Origin of the sequence: Streptomyces sp. R28 (assembly GCF_041052385.1) — a bacterium.
Taxonomy (GTDB): Bacteria; Actinomycetota; Actinomycetes; order Streptomycetales; family Streptomycetaceae; genus Streptomyces.
On record NZ_CP163439.1, the window covers coordinates 8,779,875 to 8,797,605 of the forward strand.

The 17,731-nt window shown below is 67.9% G+C and carries 18 protein-coding genes and 2 pseudogenes; 10 read left to right on the plus strand and 10 right to left on the minus strand.

Translation table 11 applies throughout. The annotated features are described in order from the left end of the window. The first annotated feature begins 25 nt into the window (after positions 1-25). The 5 genes from AB5J49_RS38485 (at position 26) to AB5J49_RS38505 (ending at position 3,998) form a co-directional block, all read left to right on the plus strand. Complete coding sequence (locus AB5J49_RS38485) at positions 26-967, plus strand: MerR family transcriptional regulator (RefSeq protein WP_369173482.1); 942 nt, start codon at positions 26-28, stop codon at positions 965-967. After that, on the plus strand, positions 964-1,707 hold the full coding sequence (locus tag AB5J49_RS38490) for a GNAT family N-acetyltransferase (protein WP_369173483.1): 744 nt from the start codon (positions 964-966) through the stop codon (positions 1,705-1,707). Before AB5J49_RS38485 ends, AB5J49_RS38490 begins: the two co-directional genes overlap by 4 nt. Before the next feature lie 9 nt (positions 1,708-1,716). After that, positions 1,717-2,457 carry a class I SAM-dependent methyltransferase gene (locus AB5J49_RS38495; protein ID WP_369173484.1) on the plus strand — a complete coding sequence of 247 codons (741 nt, stop codon included), beginning with the start codon at positions 1,717-1,719 and terminating at the stop codon, positions 2,455-2,457. 200 nt (positions 2,458-2,657) lie between these two features. Beyond that, positions 2,658-3,560 carry an aminoglycoside phosphotransferase family protein gene (locus AB5J49_RS38500; protein ID WP_369173486.1) on the plus strand — a complete coding sequence of 301 codons (903 nt, stop codon included), beginning with the start codon at positions 2,658-2,660 and terminating at the stop codon, positions 3,558-3,560. Between the two features lie 177 nt (positions 3,561-3,737). Beyond that, positions 3,738-3,998: a hypothetical protein gene (locus AB5J49_RS38505; protein ID WP_369173487.1), complete on the plus strand. Its 261-nt coding sequence runs from the start codon at positions 3,738-3,740 to the stop codon at positions 3,996-3,998. Positions 3,999-4,113: 115 nt separating this feature from the next. Here the strand turns inward: AB5J49_RS38505 and AB5J49_RS38510 are convergent, their stop codons facing one another. Together AB5J49_RS38510 and AB5J49_RS38515 are read right to left on the minus strand one after the other, a co-directional pair. After that, positions 4,114-4,254 carry a hypothetical protein gene (locus AB5J49_RS38510; protein ID WP_369173488.1) on the minus strand — a complete coding sequence of 47 codons (141 nt, stop codon included), beginning with the start codon at positions 4,252-4,254 and terminating at the stop codon, positions 4,114-4,116. A gap of 201 nt (positions 4,255-4,455) precedes the next feature. Further along, positions 4,456-5,304 carry a helix-turn-helix transcriptional regulator gene (locus tag AB5J49_RS38515; protein ID WP_369173489.1) on the minus strand — a complete coding sequence of 283 codons (849 nt, stop codon included), beginning with the start codon at positions 5,302-5,304 and terminating at the stop codon, positions 4,456-4,458. Between the two features lie 145 nt (positions 5,305-5,449). On the opposite strand from AB5J49_RS38515, the gene AB5J49_RS38520 reads away from it, so the two are divergent. Further along, a complete protein-coding gene (locus tag AB5J49_RS38520) occupies positions 5,450-6,229 on the plus strand; it encodes an NAD(P)H-dependent oxidoreductase (RefSeq protein ID WP_369173490.1) in 780 nt (259 codons plus the stop codon). Positions 6,230-6,361: 132 nt separating this feature from the next. On the opposite strand, the gene AB5J49_RS38525 is transcribed toward AB5J49_RS38520, so the two are convergent. Both AB5J49_RS38525 and AB5J49_RS38530 read right to left on the minus strand, forming a co-directional pair. Beyond that, a complete protein-coding gene (locus AB5J49_RS38525; RefSeq protein WP_369173491.1) occupies positions 6,362-6,946 on the minus strand; it encodes a DinB family protein in 585 nt (194 codons plus the stop codon). Between the two features lie 181 nt (positions 6,947-7,127). Continuing rightward, complete coding sequence (locus AB5J49_RS38530) at positions 7,128-8,444, minus strand: MFS transporter (protein ID WP_369173493.1); 1,317 nt, start codon at positions 8,442-8,444, stop codon at positions 7,128-7,130. Between the two features lie 89 nt (positions 8,445-8,533). On the opposite strand from AB5J49_RS38530, the gene AB5J49_RS38535 reads away from it, so the two are divergent. From AB5J49_RS38535 to AB5J49_RS38545, 3 genes and pseudogenes are all read left to right on the plus strand, one after another. Beyond that, positions 8,534-9,514 (plus strand): winged helix-turn-helix domain-containing protein, encoded by a 981-nt coding sequence (locus tag AB5J49_RS38535; protein ID WP_369173494.1) that lies wholly within the window; start codon positions 8,534-8,536, stop codon positions 9,512-9,514. Positions 9,515-9,699: 185 nt separating this feature from the next. Next, positions 9,700-10,206, plus strand: coding sequence for an NUDIX hydrolase (locus AB5J49_RS38540; RefSeq protein WP_369173496.1), 507 nt, complete (start codon positions 9,700-9,702; stop codon positions 10,204-10,206). Between the two features lie 265 nt (positions 10,207-10,471). Beyond that, positions 10,472-10,810 (plus strand): annotated as a pseudogene (locus AB5J49_RS38545) (ATP-binding protein); the annotation flags it as partial. Between the two features lie 723 nt (positions 10,811-11,533). Here AB5J49_RS38545 and AB5J49_RS38550 read toward each other — a convergent pair. The 6 genes and pseudogenes from AB5J49_RS38550 to AB5J49_RS38575 form a co-directional block, all read right to left on the minus strand. Then, positions 11,534-12,244: an alpha/beta hydrolase gene (locus tag AB5J49_RS38550; RefSeq protein WP_369173497.1), complete on the minus strand. Its 711-nt coding sequence runs from the start codon at positions 12,242-12,244 to the stop codon at positions 11,534-11,536. A gap of 648 nt (positions 12,245-12,892) precedes the next feature. Beyond that, positions 12,893-13,474, minus strand: coding sequence for a GNAT family N-acetyltransferase (locus AB5J49_RS38555; protein WP_369173498.1), 582 nt, complete (start codon positions 13,472-13,474; stop codon positions 12,893-12,895). A 145-nt stretch (positions 13,475-13,619) separates the two neighbouring features. Next, entirely contained in the window at positions 13,620-14,450 is an 831-nt protein-coding gene (locus AB5J49_RS38560; protein ID WP_369173499.1) for a M55 family metallopeptidase, read from the minus strand. Between the two features lie 290 nt (positions 14,451-14,740). Then, positions 14,741-15,048 (minus strand): annotated as a pseudogene (locus tag AB5J49_RS38565) (MerR family transcriptional regulator); the annotation flags it as partial. 33 nt (positions 15,049-15,081) lie between these two features. Further along, complete coding sequence (locus AB5J49_RS38570; protein WP_369173500.1) at positions 15,082-15,705, minus strand: HAD family hydrolase; 624 nt, start codon at positions 15,703-15,705, stop codon at positions 15,082-15,084. 4 nt (positions 15,706-15,709) lie between these two features. Further along, positions 15,710-16,468: a DeoR/GlpR family DNA-binding transcription regulator gene (locus tag AB5J49_RS38575; RefSeq protein ID WP_369173501.1), complete on the minus strand. Its 759-nt coding sequence runs from the start codon at positions 16,466-16,468 to the stop codon at positions 15,710-15,712. Positions 16,469-16,540: 72 nt separating this feature from the next. Between AB5J49_RS38575 and AB5J49_RS38580 the strand changes: the two genes are divergently transcribed. Further along, positions 16,541-17,728 carry an MFS transporter gene (locus AB5J49_RS38580; RefSeq protein ID WP_369173502.1) on the plus strand — a complete coding sequence of 396 codons (1,188 nt, stop codon included), beginning with the start codon at positions 16,541-16,543 and terminating at the stop codon, positions 17,726-17,728. The last annotated feature ends 3 nt before the right edge of the window (positions 17,729-17,731 follow it).

Genomic DNA, 17,731 nt, shown 5'->3' on the forward strand with positions numbered 1-17,731 from the left:
TAAGGGGAGACGCGAAGGTGAGGTCATGGACGACGGCACCCTCTGCTCAATCGGTGAACTGGCTCGACGCACGGGGCTGACGGTCAAGACCATCCGCTTCTATTCCGATCGCGGCATCGTGGTGCCGGCCGACCGCACTCCCGCCGGCTATCGCCGCTATGGTCCTGACGCCGTTGCCCGACTGACCCTGGTGCGGACGCTGCGCGAACTAGGACTCGGCCTCGACGTGATTCGGCAGGTCCTGGAGCGAGAGCTGACGCTCGGCGACGTCGCAGAGCAGCACGCAGCCGCGCTGGAAGTGCAGATCACCACCCTGCGGCTGCAGCGGGCGGTGCTGGTGGCCGCGGCTAGGCGCAGACCCACCCGTGAGGAGATGGAACGCATGCACCGGTTGGCCCAGCTCTCCCAAGCCGAACGGCGACGACTGATCGACGGCTTTCTCGACACCGTCTTCGAGGGGCTGGACGGCAGTCCCGGCTGCCACGCCGCGGCTCGGCGCTCCATGACACCGGAACTACCCGACAACCCCACAGACGCACAGGTCGAGGCATGGGTGGAGCTGGCGGAACTGGCGCTGGACCCGGACTTCCGCGACCGTATGCGAGGAGCGGCCGAAAATTACGCGGCAGATCTCCCTGCAAGCGGATCCACACCACCGCGCCCGGATGTCGTCGCGGTCGTCCATGGCCTCGCCGCAGCCGCCGTCGACTCGGGGATCACCCCGGAAGCGCCCCAGGCCGACCCTGTCGTCAGAGAGTTCACCGCCGGGTGTGCGCGCACCCTAGGCCGCCCCAGCGACACCGAACCCCACCTATGGCTACTGCCGCGTTTGGAGGCCGCGAACGATCCCCGCCGAGACCGGTACCTCCACCTGCTCGCCGTCATTAACGACTGGCCGGCCCCGCAGCCTGTGACACCCGCACTCGACTGGTCCGTCACCGCGCTGCGCATACGGGCAGCACGATGACACGACACCTTCACCAGGCAGCAGTCCGGCACGGACCGGCCCCGGACACCGCCGCAGCCGCGGCATACGCTCCGCCCAGAGACAAGATCACCACCCCGCTGGAGGCAGCCGCCACGCCCTCGGCGCCCGCTCTCCTCCTGCGCCAGTGGAACCATACGGACGCTGCCGACCTGGTTGAGCTGTGCCAGGACAGCTCCCTGCGCCGCTGGACAAGTGCGGCCCTCGACGACGAGGCGGGCGCCATGCGATGGGTGCGGGATCAGCAAAAGGGATGGCAGGACGGCAACCGCTTCGCATTCGCCGTTGTGGAGAGCGAAACTCCGGGTCGGTCTGACGAGGTGGTCGGCCACGTGGTGCTCAAGCGTGCTGCTCCTGGTGCTCCGTCGGCCGAGGTCGGCTACTGGACGGCGGCTCACGCCCGGGGCCGGGGAGTAGCGCCCAGGGCGCTGCAGGCGTTGACCAAGTGGGCCATCACCGCCTTCGAAGGACAGGGTCTGGAGCGACTTGAACTCCTGCACCAGGTGGACAACGCCGCGTCCTGCCGCGTCGCACAGAAGTGCGGGTACGAACTGACCACACTCCTGCCCGCAGCACCGCCTGCGTTCCCTCTCGAAGGCCACCTCCACACATGGGCGCGGTTTCCTGGCCACAGAAGGTTGACGTCGACTCCAAGAGCATCCGGGAGCCGAAGGCTGCCCGACACACCGACCAGTCCGCTGCGGCCGTGGCCGCCCAGCTAGGCTGCGACGATGCTGTCTGCAGATCGGGACCAGTCGAACGACTACGACAGCTTCGCCGAAATGTACTCGGCGGAGAACGAGAACAGCCTCGTGAACGCGTACTACGAGCGGCCCGCGATGTTGGCTCTCGCCGGGGACGTGACGGGACGTCGGATCCTGGACGCCGGCTGTGGTTCAGGCCCCCTGTCCGCTGCACTGCGCGACCGCGGTGCCGTCGTCACCGGCATCGACGCCAGCGCCGGGATGCTGGCGCTGGCCAGGCGGCGGCTCGGTGACGATGTAGCCCTGCACGTGGCCGACCTGAGCGACCCCCTGCCGTTCGCCGACGGTGCGTTCGACGATGTGCTCGCGTCGCTGGTGCTGCACTACCTGGAGGACTGGGGGCCGACGCTGGCCGAGTTGCGTCGCGTGCTCAGGCCCGGCGGGCGGCTGATTGCGTCGGTGGGCCACCCTGCCGTGTCCTACGCACACCGCGATCCTCGGCCCGACTATTTCGCGACCACCAGCTATACCTTCGACTGGACGTTCAACGGGCAGTCCGTCCCGATGAGGTTCTGGCGCAGGCCGTTGCACGCGATGACCGATGCCTTCACCACTGCTGGCTTCCGCCTTGCCGCCATCAGCGAGCCGCAGCCCGACCCGGCCGCCCGCGAGCTGTTCCCGGACGGCTTCCAGGAACTTTCGACCAGCCCCAACTTCCTGTTCTTTGTTGTCGAGGTACCGCTGGCGGCTACCGGCTTGGGCAGCTGACTTGTCGTGGATCACGAGCGGAGCCAGAGTCGGACGGAGGCGGGACCCGCAGCGGTCACGAGATCTGCCGGTCAGCCCCTGAGCTGGGCCGCAACCTCTGTCCGTAGCTCTTTGTGACCCGACCGTGGTAGCAGAGGAATCACAACTAGATCTTCCGGAGAGCGAGAGTCGCTCCGCCTGTCCCAGTACTGTGGCTTCGCATGACCGACTCCGAGATCGAGATAACCGCAGACCTGGTCCACGACCTGCTGCGGGAGCAGCATCCGGACCTTGCGGGGCTGGCCATTCGCGAGGTAGCAGGCGGGTGGGGCAACCAAATGTGGCGCCTTGGGGACGAGTTGGCGGTGCGCATGCCGCGGACAGAGGGTGCCTCGGACCTTCAGCGCAAGGAGCGCCGGTGGCTGCCTGTCCTGGCTCCGCGCCTGCCGCTTCCGGTCCCGAACCCGGTGCGGATCGGTGAACCGTCGGCGCGCTTCCCGAAGCTCTGGACCATCATGACGTGGGTTCCGGGCGAGCCGCTGGACTACACGTCGATCAGCCGCGGCGACCATGCAGCCGACGCCCTGGCGGGCTTCCTCAAGGCACTCCATGTGGAGGCGCCCGCTGACGCGCCGATCAGTGAAGACCGCGGCGACCACCCCAAGAAGTGCACGGACGGCTTCGACCACTTCTTTCACGCCGTCGTCCCCGACGACCTCGCCAACGACGTCCGGGCCGTCTGGGACGACGCCGTCGCGGCGCCCGAGTGGGAGGGCCCGCCGCTCTGGGTCCATGGCGACCTGCATCCCGCGAACGTCGTCGTCTCGGACGGGACGCTCGCGGGCGTGATCGACTTCGATGCCATGTTCGCCGGCGATCCCGCGTGGGATCTCGCGGCCGCATGGGTCATCCTTCCCGCGGGCGCCGCCTCACGCTTCTTCGACGTATACGCGCAGGCAGACGAGGGGACGATCCGGCGCGCCCGCGGGCTGGCCGCCCTGAAGAGCCTGTTCCTCATGCTGATGGGCCAGAACGGAGACCGGGGCCTTCCTGGCGGCAAGCCGACATGGGGACCCGCAGGCCGGGCAGCGCTCGATCGTGTCCTGAGAGGCGGTTTGATGTAGACACGGAGCGATGAGCCTCCGACACTCCCTTGCCGGAGCGAAGCCTGGTGCCGCGACGCCGCTATCGCGTTGCCCACGATGGTCTCCCCCGGGAGACGAACAGATGTCTGCCTGCTCGTGACGCCCCTGAGGCGGTCCTCTGACATCTCAGCCGCGATGTTTCCCCGTCGATAGCGGATGTCGACGATCAAGCTTTTGGTCACCGGCAGCACACCCGTCACGGTCACGACTCAGAAGGTGCTCGTCGCCCGGCTGGGCGACGAGCAGTCGAGCCACCTGCTGACCTTCGTTGCTGGCGGGCGCAGCATCATCGTCAAGCAGACGGCCGTCCGCACTGGGACGGTGGTCGTCGTGGTCTCCGGTAGCCCCGGCCTGATCGATGCCGAATTGCGTAAGGCGGTCGCCAAGGCCATGGTGATCAGGTCTACGGGGCGATGAGGCGGGACCGGCAGGCGGGCGGATATGGAGCGCCGGAGCCGGGCGCGGCTGGCAGACGCTTCCGTCCTGCCGCAACGGCGGCCCATCGAGTGGGCCGCCGTTCCTGTGCGGCCGGTCAGCAGGTGGCCAGCAGGGCGTGCTCGACGGCGGTGAACGGACGTCCGTCGCAGCGGTACAGGCGCGTCGGGTCGTCGTGACTGTCGAACTCCCCCTCGGTGACGAGGACGACGACTTCGGGGCGGACGGAGTGGGGCATGGGCGATTGCCTGTGTGGTGGCGTGAGATCGGTATGTGTGGCTTTGTCCACGAGAACGGACAGCAGATGTACACCGTTTCCGGAGGCACCTCGCCGCACACAGAAGTCGAACTGTCCAGCCGACACGACAGCGGCCGGCGCCATCCCTGCGGAAAGCCGTCAGCCCTGAGGCGTTCCCGGCGGTGGGTGGGCGTTGTCGGGTTACTCGCGGATCTGAGCGTTCACTGTGGGATGCGTGTCACCGCTGTCCGTGCCCAGGCCCGCGAGCAGGCGCAGGCCGTCCTCGGCGGGGGTACCAGGGGCCGCGGAGAATACGAGCAGCTCCATGCTCGATTCGTCCGGTAGCGCGAAGTTCTCCTGGTGCAGTTCCAGCAGTCCGACCAGCGGGTGCCGGTACGCCTTGCGTCCGTGTGTGCGGGCGCGTACGTCCGCGCGGGCCCAGAGGCGGGGGAAGCGCTCGCTGCCCAGCGACAGCTCGCCGATGAGCAGAGCCAGTTGGGGGTCCTCGGGGTATTTGCCTGCGGCCAGGCGCAGGTGCCCGACCACGTCGAGGGTGCATGCCTCCCAGTCCGCGTAGAGGCCCCGTTCGGCCTCCTGGAGGAAGATGTGCCGGGCGATGTTCAGGCCCGGCATCGGCCGGCCGAAGAGGAGCACGGCGAGGCGGTTCCCGGCGAGCACGTCCAAGCGGTGGTTCATGATCAGCGCGGGTGCGTCGGCGACCAGGTCGAGGATGCGTAGCAGCTGCGGCCGGACCCGCCCGACCGGCGCCTTCGCGCGGCGGCGATGCTGCCGGGCGAGCCGGTCGAGGTGCCCGCGTTCGGTCTCGTCGAGGCCGAGGACGCGGGCGAGCGCGTCGAGGACCTGCTCGGACGGCTGGGTCGCGCGGCCCTGCTCCAGGCGTACGTAGTAGTCGACGCTGACTCCGGACAGGTGCGCGACCTCTTCGCGGCGCAGCCCTTCGACCCGGCGGCGGCTGTCGGTGGGGATGCCGATGGCTGCCGGGTCCACCCGGGAACGCCGGGTCCGCAGGAAGCCCGCGAGGTCGTCCATGCATCGAAGTATGGCCGCGCCGGCGCCCGTGAGGGTGGCCCTGCCGGTACCAGGAAGTCTCGTCCGACGGAAGAGGAGCCCCTGAACGCCGGGCGCCGCGGCGCCCAGGATCGAAGGCATCCGACCCGAAGGAGCAGGAGTACCCATGAAGACGCTGATCGTCTACGCACACCCGGAGCCGAAGTCGCTCAACAGCTCGCTGAAGGACCTCGCGGTGTCCACCCTGGAGAGCGCCGGGCATGAGGTGCGGGTGAGCGATCTGTACGCGATGAACTGGAAGGCGGTCGTGGACGCCGCGGACTACGGCCCCGACGCCTCAAGCCCCCTGAAGGTCGCGGCGGACTCGGGCCGGGCCTTCGACGCCGGGACGCTCACCCCGGACGTGCGCGCCGAGCAGGAGAAGCTGCTGTGGGCCGACACGATCATCTTCCAGTTCCCGATGTGGTGGTACACCATGCCCGCGATCCTCAAGGGCTGGGTGGACCGGGTGTTCACCTACCACTTCGCGTACGGCGTCGGTGAGCACAGCGACACCCGGTACGGCGAGCGCTTCGGCGAAGGCACCCTCGCGGGCAGGAAGGCCCTGCTGTCGGTGACCGCCGGCGGCCCGGAGTCGCACTACGCCTCTCGCGGGATCAACGGCCCCATCGACGACCTGCTGTTCCCGATCCACCACGGCATCCTCTACTACCCGGGCATCGAGGTGCTGCCCCCGTTCGTGCTCTACGGCACCGACCGGATGACCGCCGAGGACTACCCGGACGTCGCCAAGGCTTGGAGGCAGCGCCTGCTCACCCTGGAGTCGACCGAGCCGATCGCGTTCCGGCCCCAGAACTTCGGTGACTACGAGATCCCCTCGCTGCACCTGAAGAAGGGACTGGAGCCCGCAGGCCGCACCGGTTTTGGGCTGCACGTGCGCGGCTGACCACCGGCCACCGGCGATGAACAGGACGAGTTGGTGCGCGAACCCGAGGAGCAGCCCGAGGGCCGTGGCGGCCAGCTACCTGCTCGCAAGTGCCGGTACGGGAGCTGATGTCAGGCTGCCGGATATGCCCGACTAAGCCTTGATTGATGCGGCCGACCTAGCGGCCTGCTCGATCTTCGCGCGGTAGGCTGCACGGGCTTCCTCGTCGATCTGCTGCTCGTGTTCGGCGCGCACCCCGGTCCGGCCGTCGAGGCCCTCGCGCAGGATATCGGCGTGCCCGGCATGCCGGACGGTCTCGCTGAGGACATGGAGCATGACGGCGAACAGGTTCGTGTTGGGAGAAGGCTCCGCCCACCATGGCACGTGGCCGGGGGCATCGAGGGGAAGCTCGTTGATCGTCGCGTCCGAGTGTTCCCACGTGCGCCGGTAGAACCCGATGATCTGATCGCGTGTCTCGTCCTCGGTCGCCCACTGATCGCTGCCGTCGGAGTCCTGCCACCGGCACAGCGGTTCCGGGGAAGGGCGGTCGAAGACCTCGCCGAAGTACCTGGCCTCGACGGTGGCCACATGCTTGACCAGGCCGAGGAGGTTGGTCCCGGTCGCCGTCAAAGGTCGGCGGGCGTCGTATTCGGACAAGCCGTCGAGTTTCCAGAGCAGAGCCTTGCGGTCCCGCCGCAGCCTCCCGTGCAGGTTGTCCTTCGCGAATTCATCGATCATGCGGCATGAACTTTCCATGGGCTGTTCGTGGTCTCAAGATCCCGTACGTGGTCCGCAACGGCTGGCAGAGCCGAGCCTTGGGACTCCTCACCCAATGAGCTACCGGGAATGACTGTCTGTCAGAGAGACGTGGGATGGGGTGGGGTGCGTGTTGGCTCGCGGCCGCCCCGATCTGCGACGGCTACCGCGCAGGAGAACTACACGCACGCTGTTCGGTGCAGTTCTCTGGTCCCGTTGAGCAGTTCGGGACGGGGGCCGGGGAGGTGGGCGGGTGCCAGGTGAGAATCCAGCCGGCGGTCAGCACCGCCGCGCCGCCTGCCAGGGCGATTGCGCCGCCTGTTCCGATGCCTGCGGCCACCGCGCCGAAGCAGGCCGGCCCGACGCCCTGCAGCGTCATGCTGCCGGAGCCGAGCAGACCGAAAGCCTGGCCCTGGCCGTCCTGCGGCAGGGCGTCCAGGAACGGCCGTTGCAGGCCCAGACCGTAGGCTAATCCGAAGCCGCAGAGCAGCAGCAGACAGGACGAGACGCCCACTCCGGGCTCGGTGGCGAAGCCGACCAGCGGCAGTCCCGTCAGCGCAATCAACGGAACTACCAGTCGTTCCCGGGTGGGTGGCCGTAGCAGTCGACCCACCAGCAGGTCACCGACAAGCATGCCGACCGGCAGACAGCCCATCAGCACCGCGTACCAGCCGGGCGCGAAGTGGCGTCCTCCCGCGTAGGCGACGATCAGACCTTCCGCGCCCGCTACGAACGCGGGCGGTAGCCACTGGGCCAGCATCAGTCGTCGTACCGTGGGTCCGCGCAGCAGCAGGCCGGCACCGTGCAGGCTTGCCCGGACGGCCCCGCCGTCGCCCCGAGCGCTGCCGGGTGTGCCGCCGAACTCCCCCGGCTCCAGCCGGGGCAGCCGGATGCGGACAGCGAGCGCGCAGCCGAGATAGAGGGCGGCGCTTACCGCGAGCGCCCGTTGCGGGCCGAGTACCGCGACGACCGCACCTCCCAGCGCCAGACCGAACAATTGCGCGCCGGAGGAGGCGATGTTGTTCAGTGAACGGCCCAGTACATAGGCGTCGCCCTTCAGCCACTGCGCGACCAGCCGACTCGATACGCCGCCGAACACCGGTGTGGCGAGGGCGACCAGCGCCACGACACCGAGGCTTGCCGCGACCGGCATCCGCACCAGGGCGAGCAGCAGGGCGGCGGCGCACTCCAAGGCGTAGCCGCCGGCGATGAGCGCACGGGGCGGCAGTCGGTCGGCCAGTGAGCCCAGCAGCAGCGAGCCGAACAACTGCGGGAGAAAGCCGATGCCGAAGGCCAGTGCGCTCAACAGCGCGGAGCCGGTGGCCGCGAAGACCAGCACCGAGAACGTGGTGATCCGCAGCGAGCCCGCAGTGATCGCGACGGCGCGGGTCGAGAAGAGCAACCGGAATCGCGGCTCGGCCAGCACCTCCCGGTAGGTGGCACGGTGGTTGCCCTGCGCGGGCTCGGCGGTTGGGATCATGACGCCCAGCCTCGCCGTGCGCCCACGCCACTCACCAATGATTCGTCGCTGGACGAATCTGAACAGACGTCCGGCGGTAGCATCGCAGGGTGCTGCGCTTCGAAGTCTCCGTCGAGGACCTGCTGCGCAGCCGCTTCGCACTGTCGCCCGCGTTGGACCTCTGCTTGCTGCTGCGCTCGCTCGCCGGCCACGACCGGCCGCTGCCGCGAGCCTGGGCCGCCCGGCTCCTGCCGGCCTTTGAACGGCTTCGCCGCGAGACCGAACTGGACGCCGCCCTCGCCCTGCACAACCCGCAATCCGGACCGAGCTTCGTCGCCCCGCCCCCGCGCGGCCTCAACCAGAGCTGGGCAGACGACCTGGCCATGATCCGGGCCACACCGCTGGAAGCGGCCTGCCACGAAATCGCCACCACCGCGACCGGCCCGTCCGCCCGTGATCCCCGCGTACGTGCGGTGCTGGACTCCACGGACGCCGTCTCCAGGATCGCCGAGGCGATGGACCAGGCGTGGCACGAGCTGCTCGCCACGGACTGGCCGCAACTGCGCGCGATCTGTGAGCGCGATGTCGTGCACCGGGTGGGTGTGATCGGCGAACACGGATGGGCCACGACCATCGAGAGCCTGCACCCGAGCATCTCCTGGCAAGCCGGCGGTATCGAGATCGGCCACTTCCCTCAAGTCGGAACAGTCCGCCTTGCCGGCGACGGGCTATTGCTGATCCCTTCGGTCTTCGTCGGGAATATCGCCGCGCACCTGGAAGACCCCTGGCCCAGGACCTTGGTCTATCGTGCCCGCGGCACCGCCGCCCTGTGGGGCGAGCAGGAGACTGTCCCCCAACCGGACGCGCTGACCGCTCTGGTCGGCCGGGCCCGGGCCCGGCTGCTGTTGGCGCTGGACGCCCCGGCCAGTACCAGCCACCTCGCCCGAAGCCTCGCCATGGCACCCGGCGCGGTGGGAGACCACCTCGCCATCCTGCGAGGCGCGGGGCTGCTCGTCCGCGCCCGGTCGGGACGGTCGGTGCTCTACCGGCGCACCCCGCTCGGCGAGGCGCTGGTCGCCGGTTCGGGCTGAGGGCTCAGATCAGCACTGTTTTTTGAGGTGCCGCCAGCAGATGATTGCAGCACCAGCGATGATGACGATTCTTGGAATCGGTGATAGCTGCTTCTCTTCTCCACTTGATTCGTTGCTGGAGAGAGTGGGGAGCAAGAGCGTGATGCCGTCCGCCGACGGGGCAGTCGTAGATAGCATCATTGTTCATGACGCTGACGGAGCGGTGGACTTCCCGGGTTCTCCTGGTGGACGACGATGGTCGCCTGTTGCTGCTGTGCGGTCGTGATCCACGCAGTCCGGGGGCGAGATGGTGGTTCACCGTCGGTGGTGGCGTCGAGGAAGGCGAGGGTTACCTTCAGGCTGCTGTGCGTGAGGTCTGGGAGGAGACGGCGCTGTCTCTTCCTGTTGAGCGCTTGAGCCCCGTTGTCTGGACCCGGCAGGCGATCTTCAGCGTCGATGGCCGGGGCTTTGACCAGTATGAGGAGTACCGTCTTGCCCGGGTCACGCCCGATGAGGCGCGCGGGATGAACATCCGGACGGAAGAGGCCCTTTATGGGCATCGCTGGTGGTCGATAACGGAACTGGCCAGCACCGCGGAGACCATTCGGCCGAAGAAGATGGCCTCTCTCCTGGCGGATGTGCTGGCGACCGTTCATCTCGACCGGCGTCCTGTGCATCTGGGCAATTTCAACGAAGACACTGATCCGGAATAGGGCTCGTACGTGCTTCGGGGGCGCCGACTGTCAGGTCGGCGCCCCCGTAGATCCGTGACGGTCAGGTGACGTCGTTGGAGTTTCCGGTCATGGTGTGCGGCGAAGCGGAACGATGTCCGGTCCCCGGGAGGGCGTGGCTGGACGTGCGGTTTCCGAAGCGGCGAGCAAGGCAACGATGGTTACTGGTTGTTGGCAGTGCGGGCAGTTGCGGGTCGCTGTGGGCTCCAACGGGTCTCGTTCTGCAGTGATTTGGCGGTTGGCGCCAGAGCTGGTCGAAGCCGCCGATGAGAAGCAGTTGTCGAAGACGATCGCCCGCTACGGCCGTGTCGATCTTTTATGCATTGACGAACTCGGCTACATGGAACTGGACCGCAGGGTCGCTGAACTGCTGTTTCAGGTTCTGACCGAGCGCGAGGAGAAGAACAGCGTCGCCATCGCTTTGAACGAAAGTTTCAGCGGGTGGAGGAAGACGTTCACCGACCCGCGGCCCTGCGCGGCCATCGTCGACCGGCTGACCTTCAAAGGCGCCATCATCCAGACCGGCACCGAGTCCTACCGCCTCGCCCACACCAAAGCCCAGGCGGAACGAGCGGAAACTGGCTGAACCAGGCTTCCAAAGAACAAGCCGTCCGATACTTCGCCGGATCAGTCAGCCGACTTGAACCTTCCCCATGACGATCTCCGCGACGCGGGAGGGCGCGACATCAGTGGTGTCGATCACCTGGGCTTCCAGACGGAGCCAGGACAGGGCGCGCTGATACTCGCCCAAGTGATTAAGGCGCCACTGGCGAGCACTGATGCTCTCAGGTTTGGTGTCAGTCTCGATACGTTCAACCAGCGTGTCTTGGTCCGTGTCCAGCAGGTCAGTTCCTTCGCGGTCGTGGTCTTGCCCGCACCGAAGGTGCCATTCAGTCAGATGATCACGGATCCAACCCTACGCGGATCGCCTTGCCCAGCAGATGGCTTCCGGTCATCCCTTCACACAGCCCTGAACCGAACCCGTGTTGCCGCCAAAGCGACATCAAAACTCACTGACAACGATCATGGAAAAGAACGCCAAGTGACTCCCGGAGTCAGCGCGAAACGACATCCGCGGAGACTGACACAGCCAGGCATCCTCTGCACTATCCCGGACAGGGCCGACCAGGCCCGCAATCGCAAGATACGCGGTTCCCGTGGCGGCCGGCCGCCCAAGTTCGACCCGCAGGGCTGCAAGGCTCGCCACGCGGTCGAGTGCGGCATCAATCACCCCAAAAGGCAGCGGGCCGTGGCCACGCGGGACTACAAGCTCGCGGTCCGCTACGAGGGACCGTCCTCGTCGCGGCCATCAACGAGTGGCTGTAATCCCCCTGTTTGTTCCGTCCAGTGCGTCGGGGGCATCGGAGGCATCGAGCAATTCCAGCACCAGGTCGATGACCAGCTCCGGCTGTCCGACAAACGGCGAGTGGCCCGTCTCCCACTTGCGAACGGAGTCGCAGCGCGCGGCCATGACCTGTTGGAGACCCGGGTCGATAGCCCGGTCCTCCGTGCAGACGACGTAGACGGAAGGGGTGTGTTTCCAGCCGTGACGTTCCGGGACTCCCCGCCCGCAGCCTGCCGCTTGGGCTCGTAGCAGTCCCACTGCCCAAGCAGCCAGGTGCTCAGGGCAGTCTGCATACAGTGCAGCCACGGCCCGGCTTGGGGCAAGGTGCGTAGAACCGTCTGTCTGCGGCTCGATGGCGGACTTCAACTGGACGGATGCACCGCCCAAGCTCGCCGCACTCTCATGCACATCCGGCACGAAGGCCGCCAGATACACCAGACGCCCGACTCCGCGCAGACCGGTGATCACCGATCCCCCGTAGGAGTGGCCCAGAACCAGGGGAGGCGCGGCCAGCACGTCAACGACGGCCTGCACCACCGCCGTATCCGCAGTCAAGGAGCCCCGGTGCAGTTCGGGAGTGACCACGTCCACGCCCGCCGCTCGCAGGCCCTCAGCAACCCGGATGAAGTGCTCAGGCTGGTGATACAGGCCGTGAACCAAAACCACGCTGGCCATTTGGTCAGACCCCCGGGTCGACTTGTCGAAGGGTGCGGAGAGTACCAAGGTTCTGAAGCAGCCCTCTGAGGGCCCTGGCTGCCTTGAAACCGATCAGTCGTGCTTGGGCTTCCGAAGCTGCCGCCAGCAGATGAGATTGCAGGCCAGGGAGCCGAAGGCGTCGTGTAGTTCGGTGCGGCTTTCTCAGCGGACAGCAAGCCTCCATCAGACCCGGAGCGGTTCTTGACGGCGTATATACCCAGTTCAAACTGCAGCGAGGGGTTTTGGTGGGGCTGTGCTGACATGAACTCCGGCTGTGGGCGGGAGAGATGGGCGGGACTTGTCCATTCACGTCGCTTGCGCAAGTGGCTGATGCCGTCGGGTGCTCGATCTGCTGGAAGCCCGGGAGAAGAAGATGCGCACGGCGGCGGGAGGAGGCCGAGCGGGTGCAGGCCGCACTCGGGGAGGCGGAACGCGCACTTCAGCGTCGGGTGGATGCCCGGGTCGCGGTGGCCGTGGTGCTGACCGAGCCGACCTCCGCGGCAGCGGGGCCAGTGCCAAGGCCGGTGGCGGGGTCGGTGGTGCCGCACCGGATCGAGGGCATGGCGGCGTCCGGCCTGGCCCGGATTGCCAACGCATCGTGGATGGCGGAGGTTCGCGCCCTACTTTTCAGAGCGGGTCAGAGAGAGGAGACCGGGCCTTGAATGAGTGCAGGTCGGCTACGGCGAGGGTTTGCTCCGCGTCATGCGCCTCGAAGGTGCCCACGCACTGGAAGCCGAGGCGGATGGCGAGCTTGAGGGAACGCTCGTTGGCCGTCTGGGTCACCACCAGGACCGGCTGGTCGGGCAGCTCGTCGGCGGCGGCGCGCAACATAGCCGTGGCAGCCTCGAATGCCAGTCCCGCACCCCAACTGCCGCGCCGGAGCAGGTAGGTCAGCTCCAGCTCCGAGCCTTCCTGGGTGACGTGTCCGGGAAGGTCGGCGGAACGGCGGTCGAGTACGAGTGTCCCGATGAACTGGTCGGTTTCCTTGTCGGCAATGACGTAGGTACCGGGCTTGGCGGCAATGGCGCTGGTGCCATTCGCGTCGAAGTACTGCTCGACGATGCTACGGGGCCGCGGGCCGCCGAGGTGAGCACGGACCTGTGGATCGGTCTGGAGCTCGATGAGTCCGTCGATGTCGGCAGCGTGCGCTTTTCGCAGCTGGAGACGGACCGTGGTGATCTCCGTGGCAGACAGTGTGGGTGCGTTCATGAGATCCGTTGTCCCGGCTCCTTGGATCGAGCCACCACTCTAGGGGCGGCGGTTCAGCTGGCCCTCGGGGATGCGCGGTTGGGGCATTTCCTGCACGAGGGAGGTGTCTCAGCGAGTGCTAAGTCGTCGCGCTGCACCGAGGGCTTCAGCAGTAGGGCGCTTGATTGGTGAGAGACGCCGCTACCCGCATCCATATACCGAAGAGGCGGTACAGGGCGGGCAGTTCGCCTGTTGCCTGGGTGGTTCTGCTGTCTGTCGTGGTGACCCCTGGGATTCCTGCCAGGGTGGTTGCCACGGATGCCGACTGCCATCGCACGGCCAGGGTGGACTGCTCTATGGTGGCTGCGGCTGCTCGCGGCCGTGTCGAGAGCACGTTGGCGACGGCCGCTTCGATCTCCTGGTGCGCTTGTGCCATGGGGCGTAGGTCTGCCGCGAAGCGACCGTGTGCGTGCTTCACGGTCACGGTGGTGATCGAGTCGTCCCAGGCCGCCGCTTCTGCGCAGGCGATGTCATCACCGGTGAGCGCGACCAGCGGGACGCCGAGTGCTGCCGCTGTGGCCTGGGCGAGCCCGATTTCTCCCACGAGCCGGTTGTTGAGCCACATGTCCTCGATCTCGTGGCCCATGAAGCTGTGGCTCAGCACGCCAGGAGATCCGGCCCGGGAGTGATAGCCAATGCAGACCATGGCATTGTGCCCGGGTTCGAGGCCGGCCAGCATGCCCATGGTCTTGGGTTTGCCCCTTACCAGGCGTGCTGCCGGATGCAGGGTCTCGGGGAGGAGGTTGCGCATCGGACCGTGCGCGTCGTTGACGAGGATGTCGATTGCCCCGGCTGCGAGTGCGCCGCGCACTGCGGCGTTGACGTCCTCGGCCATGAGCAGACGCCCACGTTCGTAGTCCCGCCCGTCGGGCTGGACGTCGGCGGCGTCGACGAGTCCGGTCACGCCTTCCATGTCGGCGCTGATGTAGATCCGCATATGCGTACCTCTCGGCCTTCTGGTCAGTGATACGAGGGCTGGTCCGCCGCCGTCCGGCCCGCGCCGGCGCCGTGCTCGGGGTCTCGTTACTGGGCCTTCTGCAGGAAGGCGCGGGCAACAGAGCCTGCGTCGCCTCCGCCCGAGCCGCCGTCTTCGAGTAGCAGGGCCCAGGCGAGGTCCTGGTCAGCTTGGAATCCGATCATCCAGTGGCCTATGAGGGACGCGGCAAGTTCGTTGTCCGACGCGGAGACCGGCCCTGGGCAGTGGAGCCGTGCCTGGGCAACGGTGGGCAGCGAACGCTGCAGGCGCAGCGTCCAGGTCTGTACGTCCCGGGCCTCGGTGAGTGCCGCCGCGGCGAGGGGCAGGGAGATCTCCCGGTCCACGACCTTGCGGATGGTCGGCAGATCGAGTCCGAGTGCGCGCAGGGTGCGCACGAGAGCCAGCCGGGCGACGGCACCGTTTCGTAGAGCCGGTATCCGGCGGGGCTGCGGTCGGCCGGCGTCACGATCCCGGAACTGGAGTAGAACCGGATCGCCTTGACCATGAGGGCGGTCCGCTGGGCCAGTGCACCGATGGGAAAGAGGGTGTCGCTGTTCATTGGCGCGATGGGTGCCGGTGACGGGTCCGAGCGTCATGGTCGAGATGGCTCAGCGTCGCTCTGGGCGAGGTGTTCGCGCAGCCGGGCCGGGGCGGTGAAGAGGTGCCCCCGCATGCCGACGGCCTCGGCCGCCCGGATGTTGTCCTGACGGTCGTCGACGAAAAGGATGCGATCCGGTGGCACACGCAGGGCATTTCGGCACCACCGGTAGGCGTCCGGGTCGGGTTTGGCCCGGCCGATGCGGCAGGACAAGGCGCATACCTCAAAGCGATTGAACCAGGCGTGGCGTACTTCGTAGTGGCCGGCCAACTCTTCGGGGATGTTGGACAGAAGCGCGATCCGCCGGTCTTGTGCGGCGAGTTCCTCGATGAGGTCGACCATGGTGTCGTCGACGCCGCTCCAACTGGCGATGTCGGCCGCGATGAGGTGCTCGATCCGGTGGTCGTCGAAGCGGGTGCCCAGTGTCTTGGCCACGCTGCGCCAGTAGCCGGGGCCGGCCACCTCGCCGCGGTCGTACGGCGGACGCAGCGTCCAGTAGGTGTCCCAGAAATCGGGCGCGGGTATGCCCGCCGTCCGGACGATCCGGTCCTTGTCCTCGGCGGACTGGAGGCGCGCGATGACGCCGAAGAGATCGAAGAGAAGCACGGTGCCGGTCATGAGGTCACACCTTCCGTACGGCCACGCCCGCCGCGCTCAGCCGGTCGGTCTGGTCGTCGGGAGCGGACTCGTCCGTGACGATGGCGTGCAAGGTGGAGGCCGGGGCGACGAAGCCGAGTGCGGTACGCGAGAACTTGGCGCCTTCCGCGACAGCGATGACCCGGCGGGAGGAGGCGATCGCCGCACGCTTGACGGCAGCGTCGTCCAGGTCATAGGCGGTCAGGCCGTTGTCCGCGTCCAGTCCGCAGCAGCCGATGATCGCGGTGTCGAAACGCAGGGCGGCCAGTGACGCTGCGGTGAGCGGGCCGGTCAGCGCCAGTTCGCCCGGTCGCGGTCGGCCGCCGGGGACCAGCAGAGTCAGCTGCGGGGCTCCAGCCAGCGCGTTCACGGCGTGCAGGGACAGCGGCAGCACAGTGAGCCGTCGGTGCTCCAGGGCGCGGGCCACCTCCAGGCAGGTGGTGCCGCTGTCGAGGACGACGGACTCGCCGTCGGCGATCAGCCGGGCGGCCTCGGCGGCGATGCGCCGCTTGGCCTCAAGGCCCTCCTGGGCCCGCAGCGCGAAGGGCGGCTCCTCGCCGCGCAGCAGCAGGCTCCTGGCTCCCCCTCGATAGCGCTCGAGCACCCCCTGCGCGGCCAGGACTTCCAGGTCGCGACGGACGGTCATCTCCGAGGCGCCGGTGAGTCCGGCCAGTTCTGCGACGCCGATGCTGCCTGCTTCCCGTACGGCGTCGGTGATCTGCCTGAGTCGATCTGTACCAGCCATGCCCAGATTGAACATCAATTCTGTTCGAAAGGCAATCTTTCGAAAGAAGATTGTGTTCTATATGTTCGGAGCATGGAACAAGACCTGCGAGCCGGCCGGCTGGCCACCTTCGCCTATTTCACGCTGAACGGCTTCCTCATGGGGATGTGGGTCGTCCACATCCCCGGCATCGAGCACCGCGCAGGAATCGGCCATGCCGTGCTCGGCTGGCTCCTGCTGCTCCTGGGCGCGGGCGCCTTCGCCGGCATGCAGGCCGTCGGCCCGCTCACCGACCGCTTCGGGGCTCGCACCGTCGTCCCGCTCAGCGCGGCACTGTGCAGCGCGGCCGTGGTCCTGCCCGGCCTGGCGGCGAATGTCTGGACGCTGGGGGCCGCGCTCCTGGTGCTCGGCGTCGGCAACGGCTGCCTGGACGTCAGCATGAACGCCCATGCCGTCCAGATCGAGCGCGGTTACCGGCGGCCCGTCATGTCCGCCTTCCACGCCGCCTTCTCCATCGGTGGTGTGCTCGCCGCGCTGGCGGGAGCCCGCACGCTCAGCCTGGGCTGGAGCCCCGCCGCGACTCTCGGCGTGGTGGCGCTCGGTGGCCTGGTCGTCGCCGCGCTCGCGGCCCCCGCCCTGCTGCGCCGCGAAGTCACCCACCCCTCGGACGACGCCACCCCTGCCACGAAGACCCGCCAAAGGACGCCCCGGCGCATCTGGATGCTGGCCGCGCTGGCATTGATGATCATGCTGTGCGAAGGCGTGGCGAACGACTGGAGCACCCTGCATCTGCGCCAGGTCCTCGACGCGAGCGCAGCCACCGCCGCCCTTGCCTACGGAGCGTTCGCCACCGCCATGACCGTCGGCCGACTGCTCGCCGACCGGGCCACCGCGCGCCTCGGCCCCGTGGCCGTCCTCCGCTACGGCGCATCCGTCGCCGCACTCGGTCTGACCGCGGCGGCTCTCTCGCCCTGGATCCCCCTGGCTCTGGTCGGTTGGGCCGTGTTCGGGGCAGGACTGTCCGGCTGCGTTCCCCAACTCCTCAGCGCCGCCGGCCATTCCGACCAGGACGCTGCCGGCGTCAATGTCTCCCGCGTTGCCGGACTCGGTTACCTCGGTATGCTCGCCGGGCCCGCCGTCATCGGACCGCTGACCCACGTCCTGCCGCTCAACCTCACGTTCCTCCTCCCCGTAGCGTGCTGTGTCATCGCCGCCTGCCTCGCCGGCATCCTGCGGCAACCGCACCCGGCCCCCGCTCGCCTGGAGGCCGAGGCGGTATGACCA